At 36.7% G+C, this 13430-nt stretch carries 5 protein-coding genes; 4 read left to right on the forward strand and 1 reads right to left on the reverse strand.

The features are described from left to right. Nucleotides 1-173 precede the first annotated feature (173 nt). The 4 genes from DRF65_RS06765 (at nucleotide 174) to topA (ending at nucleotide 12465) form a co-directional block, all read left to right on the forward strand. Nucleotides 174-4886, forward strand: coding sequence for a T9SS type A sorting domain-containing protein (locus DRF65_RS06765; RefSeq protein WP_115970002.1), 4713 nt, complete (start codon nucleotides 174-176; stop codon nucleotides 4884-4886). A gap of 317 nt (nucleotides 4887-5203) precedes the next feature. After that, nucleotides 5204-8461 carry a hypothetical protein gene (locus tag DRF65_RS06770; RefSeq protein ID WP_123947290.1) on the forward strand — a complete coding sequence of 1086 codons (3258 nt, stop codon included), beginning with the start codon at nucleotides 5204-5206 and terminating at the stop codon, nucleotides 8459-8461. 239 nt (nucleotides 8462-8700) lie between these two features. Then, nucleotides 8701-9849 (forward strand): hypothetical protein, encoded by a 1149-nt coding sequence (locus DRF65_RS06775; protein WP_115970004.1) that lies wholly within the window; start codon nucleotides 8701-8703, stop codon nucleotides 9847-9849. Between the two features lie 54 nt (nucleotides 9850-9903). Next, complete coding sequence (gene topA, locus DRF65_RS06780; protein WP_115970005.1) at nucleotides 9904-12465, forward strand: type I DNA topoisomerase; 2562 nt, start codon at nucleotides 9904-9906, stop codon at nucleotides 12463-12465. 125 nt (nucleotides 12466-12590) lie between these two features. Here the strand turns inward: topA and DRF65_RS06785 are convergent, their stop codons facing one another. Continuing rightward, nucleotides 12591-13409, reverse strand: a complete 819-nt coding sequence (locus DRF65_RS06785) for a hypothetical protein (RefSeq protein ID WP_115970006.1) — start codon at nucleotides 13407-13409, stop codon at nucleotides 12591-12593. Nucleotides 13410-13430 lie beyond the last annotated feature (21 nt).

Raw genomic sequence — 13430 nt, forward strand, 5'->3', positions numbered from 1 at the left:
TGTGAAAATTCTTTCCCTAGCTGAACAGATTTTTTAAACTAAAAACACAAATAAACCATGATGAACACCCATTCAAGTGAATTTATTCACACTTACTTTTCCTATTGTATCCGATACTATCTTTTCGGAAAAAAATAATCAAGTTTTAACACATTTATTCAAACAACAACGTTATGAAAGCAAAATTTATTTCCAAAATTTTGGCAACAGCATTCTGCGTGGTGTCAACTCATGCTTTTTCGCGGGAATTTTCGCCTCCGGAAACGTATGGGAAATCTTTAAATTCCAGGCTTTACCCCCCTGTTACTCCTTTTACTTATGATCTGGATCCGCTGATCGTTATCAATCAGAATATCAATCAGAAAGGGTTGGTTGTGATGAGCGGAAAGCTTACAAAACCCTTTACCGGTGATCATATAAAACTGTCGATCCGATATCAGGATGCACAGGGCAATTGGGTTACCGGATGGTGTAAGACTTTGTATTCCTATAACCAGTACAATGAAATTCTCACTGTGCGTTTTGAACTTCCTGCTTCTGCTCAAAGTTCTTATAAGGTAAAAGTGGAACTGAGTTCGGATACTAATCTTAGCAATTTCAATAGTGTTGTATGGGACAAAAGTATAAGCCATTATAAGCTTAGTGATTATGTTGCTTCTAACTGTGATCTGGATGAAAATGAATATACAATGCTTTTAACGCCTAAGAAGGATGGGTCACTGATTACAAACAGCAGTGGAAAAGTGATTGGAGTGAAAGACAGGGTAACATCTGCTTATTCCTGGAATAAACTGAGTAATGTCCTGATGGATAATAAAAAAAACGATGTTGTATTTGCACCCACTCATCCATCAGATCTGATTGCAGATGCAAATGGCAGTAAAGCTGTAAAATTGGTCAATACAGGAGCGGTTAGTGATACATTAGGGGCTACTCCTGAATTTATATACAATGAAGCTGCAGGGCATCCTATACCTTATCTGTATAGTTATGATGATCCTGTGTATATGTTTGCCGGTAAATTCTCAGCTAACGGACTCTTTGTGAAATTTAGCCAATGGCCAGGAGAACCTAATGGTCCGGGATATTTTAACTGGAAAAGTCCAACCTTTATAGAAAGCAGGTATTTTAACATGTACAACAGGACGTGGAAGAATTTGGCTGAATTTATTCCAGATCAGGAACCTGTTGTGATTGTTTCGAGTATTACAACCGGATTAAGAATTTATAAAAATGATGGGACTTATATAGATCTTACTCCCAACAGTACAAGCAATTATGGAGCTCCTTATTTCGGATATACAAACAATGTGGCAAGAAGAGGCCCTGGATCTGAAAACCTTATCATTTCTAATACTTCAGAGATGACTTTATACGGTGTGGGAGCGTTAAGAAATGATGTTACTACATCATATCAGCCTAAAAGGACTATGCAGGATGTTGAAAAAGAAGTATTCAAATTCATTAAATATACTGGTGTTTTTGGCTCTACTACGGCTTATGATGATACTTCGGAGTGCTCACTGGGTTGTTTTACGGTAAATACAGGAGCTGTTTCAGATTATAGTGTTGCAGACTGGACTAAAGCTCCTAACAGTTATATTTTTACTGGAAAAGATAAGACAGGAAATAGTGCAGACGGTCTTTATATTCCGGTTAAAAAGGCATTTGCTATGTGGCAGAAGGATAAATACATTGGTGGGTCTGATATTCCTGCAGGACAGGTTACGGCCGATGTTTTATGGGAGGACGCCCATGGTTTGATCAAATCAGGCATTAATTATAGCCTTGAAATGATTGGCTCTGGAGAGGATGCTATGATAAAAGTTCCTGTTAATAAGGCTAAAAAAGGAAATGCTGTTATTGCATTAAAAGTTGGTGGTGAGGTTTATTGGTCGTGGCATATCTGGGTTACAGATGATCCTACTAATGGTTCTGCTTATAAGAGTTTCGCAGGGCTAAAAAGACAAAAGAAAGATGGAACTGTAGAGTTGATTCCGGATTCAGATTGGGGATGGATGGATAGAAACTTAGGGGCAATGAGTAATTCTTTAACTTCAGGAAACTGGAATAAAAATGGTGGATTGCTCTATCAGTGGGGTAGAAAAGATCCGATTCCTCCTTTAACAGCTAAGGGAAATGATTCTTATGAAGTGTCAGGTTCAATAGGACGAATAAGACATAGAAATGCCCAATATACGGCAAACTCAGTTAAAATTGACGCACTTAGAAAATTTGTTCCATTGGCCAGTGCGAATGTGAAAAATAACCTGTCACTTGCCGTTAAAAATCCTTTAAGCCTAATCTATGTGGGGAATAATAGTGCAGATATCGCATATTATGACAGTGCTAAGACGCTTATGTTAAATTGGTTTGGAAAATCACCTGATCTTGGTAGCAATCGCCTTTCCGAGCTTAATTTATGGTCTGATAATTCCGAAGGAAAATATAGAGACAATTACTTGGGAGATGATGATGCACAGCCCTATAAAAATAAATCGTCTTATGATCCGTGTCCTAATGGCTGGAGGGTTCCTTCTGTTTTAGTAGCTAATGGAGGATCAAAGACTTATATTGATGATATTAGAATTGATTTCTCTCCTCTTGGGGTGAAAACCAATATGGGTAAGAATGCCTTTGAAGCAAACTCTTATCAGATTATCAAGCCTACAGATGCAGGGGCGCCTAACTTTATGAAAGGATTTAAACTGTATACGAATGTAGGATATGACCTTTCCAGTATAGGTGGATTTAATATGGGTAAATTTCCGGGTACCGGACAGTTGCTTATTAACAGACATGAAGGGCAGTATACGGACCAGCATCACACAGCTTTATGGACTGCAACGATGACCAGACATTTTGATGCCTCTCCATCCATCGTAGCCAGAGCTCTGTTTCTGGTTCCTGATAAAGAACAACCTGATATTCCGGATCCAAACTATCCGAATATTAACGGAAGGTATTTCTATCAGCCGTTATCTATGGGGGAAACTTCTGGGGCCAATGGTTGCAGATGTATCAAAGATCCTTTATATGTGGTTAACGATTATGATTTTCCTACAGATTACTTTGCAGAAGGACAGTATATGGATGGACTGGATAATCCAAACACCTATACAATGGTAAAATCTACTGCAGAATCTACCATTGAAATTCCAATCAGTAAAGCTTTTTCTGCCCAGAGTCAATTATTAAATAATCCTGATGTATTAAATGCTTCAGGTTTTGATAATTTAAAAACAAATGTTCTGTGGACAACAGATACAGGTTTGATTAAACAGGTTTCTGTAGATCAGCCGGGTTCTTTATCAGCAATCAGTAATTCAAAAATAAAAGTTATCATCAATCCAAATAAAAGTGGTAACGCAGTTGTTACATTGCATAATGGAAGTATCACAAATCCGGTTTACTGGAGTTGGCATATTTGGGTAACCAATACGGCTATCGGATCCAATCGTCATATAACAGATCAGCCGGATGCCAATGCTGTGAACTATATAAACTTTGCAAAAAGAAGTGAAGTTTTGGATACTGAAATCATGGATAGGAATTTAGGAGCTGTAGAAGTATTCCCCACCATTTATGGAGATAACCTAAACCCCGAAACAGCATTACCCGGCTCTCCGGAGCAGATTATGCTTTCTGGTGGTCTTCATTATCAATGGGGAAGGAAAGATCCAATTCCAACCTATAGAACGGCATCAGATATTGATTATGGCCAGTATCGCTATAAAACAGATGCTGTAAAGTACTGGACAGGAACTACTGCAGCAAACGGAATAATTACCTATGCACCTTTAGTTGAATCGAATTATAATACTAATTATATCAGACCGTATGCAACCTATAGTAATTCTGCCAATGCCAATGTTGTTGCTACAGACAAACCTTCTGAAAAAATAGCAAAAGTATTGTCGTATTCGGTGAAAAATCCATTGGCCTTTATGGTGCCGAGTACTTTGGATGCTACCGGAAAAGGTTCAGACTGGTTGGCTTCAGAGCCTAATTTAGGTGCTGATCGCTGGGGGAGAGGTGATAAAAAATCCCCTTTTGATCCTTGCCCGGAAGGATGGAGAATCCCTGACGTAACTACGGTATCCGTTATCTCAGTTCCTTCAAATCCTGTAGCACAGGAAGATTTCGGTCTTAGTCCGTGGTATAGAAAATCATACAGAGCTGCAAGTGCCTATAGGATTATAACAGATAATTTTGGAACTCAGGTGAGAGTTGGAAAGAGAAGAACTGCAGGATTTATGTTCCCAAATAGTGATTACACCATTGGTAACTATGCAATATTTACAGGAATGAGAGGGTACAGAAGTGTAACCACTAATACAGTTCCTAATTTTGCGTCTTCTGAAGGAGATGTCAATGGAAGTCTTTATACAGGTTTCTGGACATCGGGTTTAAGCTCCAATTTCAATGGCAGACCAATCAACCTGCTTCTCAAAAAATATGACAGCAATGTTACTCAGAACTTTATTCAGGCATTTCATGATAATAACGACCCTTACTTTGGTGCAAGTTGTCGTTGTGTAAAAGTCAAAACAGATGGAACAAATGAAGCCGGACCAATACCAAGATTACAGGTAACCACAGTTTCAGCAGCCAGAGCGACAAATGTTTTGGCGAAAAAAGCTGTTGAAGAAAAGATTGTTCAGAATAAACTTGAAGTATTCCCTAATCCGGTAAAGAGTATATTATATATCAAAGGAAATGATAAAGTAAAAGAATATTATTATCAGATCTATAATATGTCCGGACAGTTAATCAAATCAGGCAAATTTGAAAATGAACAGACGGATCTTTCTGGTATAATTTCAGGTGCATACCTGATAAGGATTAATAATTCCGACAGTATCGTTAAGATTATCAAGGAATAATTTAATTATTCCATAAATATCAGCCGGGAGATTTTTTCTCCCGGTTTTTTTATGCCTCTGTTTCTTTTTGAATGCAGGATATGACGTTTGTTTTATGGAATTGTTGCTAAAATATTAAAGTATTGTTCATACCATTTTTTATACTTTTGGTGTATTTTTTGATTCTCTGATTTTGTATTGATTATTTTATATTAATAAAATAATTATGTTGAATTATTTGTTTAATAATTGATTTATTAGATTGTTGTTTATGTATCATATGACTTTTTTATATCAAAAGTATAGGGGTGTACTTATGTTTATATAAAATCAGTGACATGGAAAAATCAGTATTAAAAAAAATAACGGCAATCATTTGCCTGGTGTTGATATGTATCTGTTCTATGAATGGTGTAATGCTAAAAAAGCGGATCGTTCAGATAGAAAAATTTCAAAAAAGTAATCAGGATACTATTATTGAGTCCTCAGGAGGAGTAAAGAAAACTAATGGCAAAAATCGAAATACAGATAAGAAAGCCAATAATGAGGATGTAAGAGACTGGACCAAGGCTCCAAATAGCTATCTATTTGACCCAAGCCAGAATAATGAAGGTTTATATGTTCCTGTAAAAAAGGCCTATGCGATGTGGCAGCAGGATAAAATTTTGGGTACTTCAGGAATTCCTGCAGGGCAGATAACGGCAGATGTTCTTTGGGAAGACAATCCTGGATTGATAAAATCAGGAGCAGGATATCTCCTTGAAATGGTAGGATCAGGTGAAAATGCTAAAATAAAAGTTCCCATCAATAAAACAAAAGAAGGAAATGCTGTTGTTGCTTTAAAGGTTAATGGTGAAATTTTCTGGTCATGGCATATCTGGGTGACTGATACTCCTGAAAATGGCTCTACCTATAAAAGTTTTAAAGGAGTCTCAAGACAGAAAAACGATGGAACTGTAGAGCTGATCTCCGATTCAGAATGGAGATGGATGGACAGAAACCTGGGAGCAGTTGGAAATTCAATCACCGCAACAGAATGGAATAAAAACGGTGGCCTGCTGTATCAGTGGGGAAGAAAAGACCCTATTCCGCCATTGGTGCTAAAAGGAGATGATTTTTATGAAGTTTCAGGGTCAATAGGGCGGGTAAGGCACAGAGGAGCCAAGAACTTTACGGGAGCAGTGAAAATTGATGATCTTAGAAAATTCGTTCTCCTTTCCAATGCTGAAGTAAGTAACAATATTAAGCTTTCCGTCAAAAATCCATTAAGTCTTATCTACGTTAATAAGGATGATAATTCAGGACCGGCTTACTACAACAACAACGCTGCTTTAATGGTAAACTGGTTCGGGAAATCCACTTCCATTCCGGATGCACAGCTTTCCGAATTAAATTTATGGTCAGACAATTCTCAGGGAAAAGTGAGTGCGAATTACAATGATGACAGCAGTGCAAAACCTTATCATGATAAATCTTCCTATGACCCTTGTCCGAATGGATGGCGAATTCCTTCTGTGTTGGTTGCAAATTTAGCCTCTCAGACTTATATAGACGATGTGAGGGTAGACTTTTCCCCCTTTGGAGTAAGAACGAATATGGGTAAAAATACTTTCGAAGGCAATAAATACCATGTGATAAAACCAACGGATATCAATACTCCAGACTATATGAAAGGGTTTAAATTATATGCAAATACAGGATTTGACTTATCCAATGTGAATGGTTTTAATATGGGGATTTTTCCAGGAACGGGACAATTGGCGCTTACAGTTCACTTAGGACAATATACAGACCAGCATCATACAGCTTTATGGACGGCAACTATGGCTAAACATTTTGATAATACTCCTGTTGTAGGGGCCCGGGCATTGTTTATGGTTCCTGATAAAGGTCAGCCGGATATTCCGGATGCCTCTTTTCCTGGTGTCAAAGGAAGGTATTGGTATATGCCACTGGCAGCTGGGGAAACTTCGGGAGCGAATGCATGCAGATGTATAAAAGACCCTTTGTATATAGTAGACAGATATGAATTCCCTACAGAATATTTACCTGTTGTTGTTGAATTTAAAGAAGGAATTGATAATCCAAACACTTATCAGACTGTAAAAAGTACAACATTAACTACCCTTGAAATTCCTGTAAGTAAAGCATTTTCTGTTCAAAGTACAATGTTGAATAATAAAGACATTCTTTCCACGTCAGGTTTCAATAATTTAAAAGCTAATGTACTCTGGAGTACAAATACAGGCCTTATAAGCAAGGTAACCATTCCTAATGGGTCACCAAATTCCCTGGAAGGGATTTCAAATACTAAAATTGCCGTTACGATTAATCCAAACCAAAGCGGAAATGCAGTGATTACTTTACATAACGGAAGTATTACCAATCCTGTATACTGGAGTTGGCATGTCTGGGTAACAGATACTCCCATTGCTTCCACTTCCTATACAACAGAATTACCCAATTCAGCTGTAATAAATTATGTAAATTATATTGATAAGGGATCAACCCCACTGCAGACAGAATTTATGGATAGAAATTTGGGCGCTACAGATGCTTTTCCTGTGGTTGCAAATCCTTTGACACCTACTACTGCGGAATTGGCAAAAATCAGGGCATCAACAGGTATGCATTATCAATGGGGAAGGAAAGACCCGATCCCAACTTTTCAATACGCTGATAATAGAGCTTCCTTTAGCGTGTTTTTAGGAGCTGTGGGAACGGACGGGACAGTGGCTTATACTCCTTTGACTGTAGCTGCTTATAATAATCTGGCCGGAAATTATATTGTACCTTTCAATACCTATATAAATGCAGCCAATGCGAACATATCTCCCACAGATAAAATAGCAGATAAAATTTCAAAAGTTTTAACCTATTCTGTAAGAAATCCATTAGTGTATATGGTTCCAAGTACTTTTGCACCATACAATAGTGCTACACCTAACTTTACAAACGGAACAGACTGGCTGGCTGATGAACCCAATTTAGCACCAGACAGATGGGGAAGGGGAACAAAAAAATCACCTTTTGATCCATGTCCGGAAGGATGGCGGATTCCAGATCTTACAGGAACTTCCATCACGACAAATCTTGATTTCGGGATTTCTCCCTGGTATAAAAAAGACAAAAACGTAGCAACAGTATTTAGTGTGATTGTAGATTATTTGGGAGCAAGAGTTAGAAACCCAAGCACAACATCCACCATCGGATATGCTTTTAATGATCAGTCATACCATGTCGGAATTTATCCGAACTCAGGTTCAAGGGGCTTTCGAAGTGTTATAACCAATCAAAGTGCAGCGGGGAGTTATAATATGATCAATTTTCAATATCCGGGAATCTGGACGGGGGCCTTGCTTTCCAACTATATAGGAAGACCTGTGAATATTCTTTGGGATGCTGCTTCTACAGCCAACCGTATGATTGCCTTTCATGATAATAATGATCCTTATTTCGGAATGAACTGCAGGTGTGTAAAAATGAAGTTTGATGTTAACGGAAATGAATCAGGTCCCATTCCTAAAGAACAGGTTACAGCTTTACCCACAATAGAAAAAGAAATCCCTAAAGACCTGATCACTGTTAATAAATAGCCTGCTGAGGTAAAAAGTAAACTTTATAGTTTGAATCTTAAAGATAGCCGGTTTACTACAGAGCCGGCTTTATTGTTTGTTTTCCAGCTTTAAAATAAGGGTTACCTCTTAATCATATTAAAAAAAAGAAATATATGCCTATGGATAAGTCTAAATTCATAATTTTAGCACTTGTAAAAAATTGAGAAAAGCTTAGTACCGTTTGCTCTTTTCTTTTTTACAGATTTTAAAAATACACTATGAGGTTAGAGAAATTTGTACAACATTTTAATATTAAGATCTTTATTTATTTTCTTATCGCCGTTACGGCAATTTATACCCTCGCATTTACCCTCGCATTTAATCTTAAAGATGATGGTTATATTCTTGCAGACTGGCTCATTAACTATGAAGACGGAGGGTTCAAAAGAAGAGGGTTGTCCGGAAGTTTCTTTTTTATTATTCAGGATGTAACAGGGCTTAGCCTGAATTATATTGTTTACTTCTTTCAGTTTATAATTATTTCACTGTTCTTCTGGTGCTATACAAAGCTTATCAGATATAAAATAACAGATCTGCTTTACTTGTCTCTTCTATTGTCATCTATAGGGTTTGTAGGGCTTTTGAATACGGTGACTTATGTAGGAAAGAAAGAATTTATTGTATTTCTCCTGTTTACTTATTTCGTATACCTTTTAGATCATGATAAGCTTTCAAAACAGAAAGAATATATTTTCTGTTTTCTGCTTTTTATAAGCACTCTTTTACATGAAGTTACACTCTTTTATATCCCTTATTTTGCGATTGCCTTATATGTGAAAAACGGAAAACTGGAAATCGGAAGATATATTAAATTCTTCCTTGCTGTGATTATTCCTGCTGTTGTCATTATGTTATTCGGGAAAAATGTAAATGAAGGAATGTCACTGGAAATTCTGAGCAGAAGAGGAGTGCATCCTACCTATGGGATTTTTTACTGGAATATTGATGAAAGACAATACATTAAAGAACACCTTAATGAATATCTGCTCTACTTTATCAGTTTAGGAATAAGTATATTTCATATCGGATATTATTTAAAATATCTAAATGGGCGAAAGATTTTATGTATTTTATTGATTGGAACCTTTATCTTCTCTCTTCCATTGTTTTATCTGGCCATAGACTGGGGGAGATGGATGTATATTCATATGATGCTGATGATTATCCTTTTTGCGATGATGCTCAAAAAAGGGAACTCAATTGATGTCTATGAACCAATCGTTATCGACAGGAAATTCTATATTATAATGGCTATTATCCTGCTGTCTCTGCTGTACAGGGTGGAAATGTCCGGAAAAGGTTTCACTTTCGAGGGAATACTCTACAGACTCTTTGTTGTTCCCCTTGAATTATTAAATAAAATGTGATTTCAAAAAGTATATAATAAAAAAGGTTTACTTTTGCAAAAAATTTTTTTTAGAATGTCGAAAAATTTAGTAATCGTAGAGTCCCCGGCAAAGGCAAAAACTATTCAGAAATATTTAGGTAAGGATTTTGAAGTGAAATCCAGTTTCGGGCATATCCGGGATCTGCCTAAAAAAGGGATGGGAATAGATCTTGCCACCTTTAGTCCTGATTACGAAGTTTCAGCAGACAAGAAGAAATTGGTGACAGAATTAAAGGCTGCAGTAAAGAAAGCTGATATGGTTTGGCTTGCTTCCGATGAAGACCGCGAGGGAGAAGCTATTGCATGGCACTTAGCAGATGAATTGAAACTGAAGCCCGAAAACAGGAAAAGAATTGTTTTCCACGAGATTACTAAAAATGCCATTCTAAAAGCAATTGAAAATCCAAGAGATATTGATCAGAACCTGGTGAATGCCCAGCAGGCAAGAAGAGTGCTGGACAGAATTGTAGGTTTCGAAATGTCTCCGGTTTTATGGAAGAAAGTAAAACCAGGACTATCTGCGGGAAGAGTACAGTCGGTAGCCGTAAGACTGATTGTTGAGAGAGAAAAAGAAATCCGTGAATTCGTACCAAAAGCAAGCTTTAAACTTGACGGAATTTTCTTAAACAATACTGAGCAGGAAATCGCTGCCAAACTCAAAAAAGACTTCGAAAAAGAAGCCGAAGCCGAAAAATTCCTTGAGCAGGCAAAAACTACAGAATTTAAAGTTCTGAATGTTGAAACAAAGCCGGGAACACGTTCCGCATCCGCTCCCTTTACTACTTCTACATTACAGCAGGAAGCTTCATCAAGGTTAGGATACAATGTGACCAATACCATGCGTCTTGCTCAGAGGTTATATGAAGAAGGATTCATTACCTATATGAGAACAGACTCCGTGAATCTATCTCAGGAAGCGATTGAAGGAGCAAAAAAACAGATTATTTCAGAATATGGAGCAGAATATTCTTCTCCAAGAAATTATACCACAAAATCATCTTCTGCACAGGAAGCTCACGAAGCTATCCGTCCTACGGATTTCGGAGTGAAAAGCATTGGAGATGCACAGTTGAGTAAGTTGTACCAATTGATTTACAGAAGAACATTAGCATCCCAGATGGCGAATGCTAAAATTGAAAAAACTGTTATCGAGATCGGAAATGCATCATTGCCACATCATTTTGAAGCGCAGGGAGAAGTGATCATCTTTGATGGTTTCCTGAAAGCTTATGGTATTGTAAAAACGGAAGATGATGATGATGAAAACAATGACAAACTATTGCCAAAAGTAAAAATTGGTGAAGTATTAAGCTATAAATCCATCACAGCTACAGAAAAATTCACAAGACCAAGTGCAAGATATACGGAAGCCGGATTGGTGAGAAAACTTGAAGAATTAGGGATTGGTAGACCATCTACTTATGCTCCAACCATTCAGACCATTCAGAACAGGGAATATGTGGATAAAAGAGAAATCGAACCACAGACCCGTGAAGTGATCAAAATGTCTTTAGTAAAAGATAAGATCAAAAAAGTGGTGCTGGATGAAAAATTCGGTGGTGATAAAAATAAATTCTTACCTACAGATATAGGAGAAGTTGTGAATGACTTCTTAACAGATAATTTCAAGGAAATCCTTGATTATGGCTTTACTGCAAGAGTAGAAGAAAGTTTCGACGAAATTGCCAGTGGAGATCAGAAATGGAAGGAAATGATGACGAATTTCTACTCGAAATTTCACCCGAGAATTGAAGATGTAGAAGAAAATGCAGACCGTGCAACAGGAGACAGGCTTCTGGGAGTGGATCCAAAGACCGGTAAAAATGTCCATGCAAGAATTGGTAGATTTGGAGCAATGATCCAGATCGGGGAGACAGATGATGAAGAAAAACCAATCTTTGCATCATTAATGACCGGACAGAATATTGCGACCATTACTTTTGAAGAAGCATTGGAACTGTTCAAATTACCTTTCGAACTGAATGAATTTGAAGGAAATGCCGTTTCTGTAGGAGTAGGAAGATTCGGACCTTATGTGAAATGGGGTGAAACATTCATCAGTATTCCAAAAGGAGAAGATCCTCTTTCTGTAGATCAAAACCGTGCAGAACAGATCATCAATGAAAAGAAAAAGGCTGATGCTCCTATTGCAACTTATAAAGGAGAGCCTGTAACTAAAGGAAGCGGAAGATTCGGCCCATTTATCAAGTACAAAGATATTTTCATAAACGTTCCGAAGAAATACAACTTTGATAATCTTTCTCAAAGCGACATCAACGAACTGATTGATGCTAAGCTGGAAAAAGAAGCCAACAGATATATCCAGCAATGGGAAAAAGAAAAAATATCTCTTGAAAACGGAAGATGGGGACCATTTATCAAGTTTGGAAAAGCCATGTTCAAGATCCCGAAGAAAAACGATGATACCAAATACGATGCAGAAGAATTGAAAGAAATTTCTCTGGATGAGGTTAAAAAATGGATCACCGATCAGGATAAAAATGCCTTTGCAGAAAAGAAAAAACCAGCTGCGAAAAAGGCAACCACTGCTAAGAAAACCACAGCTGTAAAAAAACCGGCTGCCAAGAAAAAATAATAGCAAAGAGAGTGTATTACAATTATTAAACGATATAGGTTGAGAATAATTAACGAAAGTCCTCTCATATAATCTAAGAATAAAGAAAAGAGGCCATTTTCACGAGTTGTGAGATGGCCTCTTTTTTAGTTTGAATATAATAGATATAAAGTATCTATAAAGTTATCTTGAGAAATGATATCAGCTTCTTTTCCTTCAAAAGAAAAATATTGATATTGAGGATTTTCTTTTCTTAATTTTTCAAATTTTTCCTTGCTGATTTTTTTTCCATCGAAATAGTAATAATTTGGCGGAGGGTTTTCGACAACTACCACAGTTCCAATTTCAAATCCTTTATAATCAATTTGAAATTTCTTATTTTCAACTTTCTCTTTTCTTGAAAAGACTATTGTTTGATCTCCATAATTGATGTCACTTATAGTATCTTTTATATTTTTTTCTTTCCTTTTTTCATTTAATTTATCAAAATTGAAGTATAAAACATTTTCTTCTTCTATAAGATTGTTTGGAACATCTAACTGAAAATAGCCATTCTCATTAGTTGTAGATTTCAAAAAAATGTTCTGGGTTATAAAGAAAATTTCTGCATTTGGAATAGCTTTTTGCGTTTCTTTGAATATTAATCTACCAGATACCTTTGTAATATCCGTTGTTTGTTGTTCAGTAGTATCTCTGAAATTATTTTTACTTTGTGCTTGAGCGAAACTCAGATTAGTTACTAAAATAATTCCTGCAGCAGCCAAAGCCAAAGACCTTGTTGATGTCCTTCCGCAAATTTCTCTTCCGCTAGCAGCTGTTAGAATATCCTGAATCTGTTCATCTGTTTTATTTGTAAAGTCTATTATACATTTGGAACATTTCTCACAGAATTTTCCTGAAGAAAGATCTTGCATATTATCCCAGTTTTCAGGACATGGATTATTGATTTTGATTTGATTTTTCATAGTATGTTGTAAATAAAATAA

Source organism: Chryseobacterium pennae (assembly GCF_003385515.1).
GTDB classification, from domain to species: Bacteria; Bacteroidota; Bacteroidia; order Flavobacteriales; family Weeksellaceae; genus Chryseobacterium; species Chryseobacterium pennae.

What these genes read in the sequence shown, in the direction of transcription:
- DRF65_RS06765 (WP_115970002.1), top strand. Translation starts at nt 174, where the DNA reads ATGAAAGCAAAATTTATTTCCAAAATTTTGGCAACAGCATTCTGCGTG.
- DRF65_RS06770 (WP_123947290.1), top strand. Translation starts at nt 5,204, where the DNA reads ATGGAAAAATCAGTATTAAAAAAAATAACGGCAATCATTTGCCTGGTG.
- DRF65_RS06775 (WP_115970004.1), top strand. Translation starts at nt 8,701, where the DNA reads ATGAGGTTAGAGAAATTTGTACAACATTTTAATATTAAGATCTTTATT.
- topA (WP_115970005.1), top strand. Translation starts at nt 9,904, where the DNA reads ATGTCGAAAAATTTAGTAATCGTAGAGTCCCCGGCAAAGGCAAAAACT.
- DRF65_RS06785 (WP_115970006.1), bottom strand. Translation starts at nt 13,409, where the DNA reads ATGAAAAATCAAATCAAAATCAATAATCCATGTCCTGAAAACTGGGAT.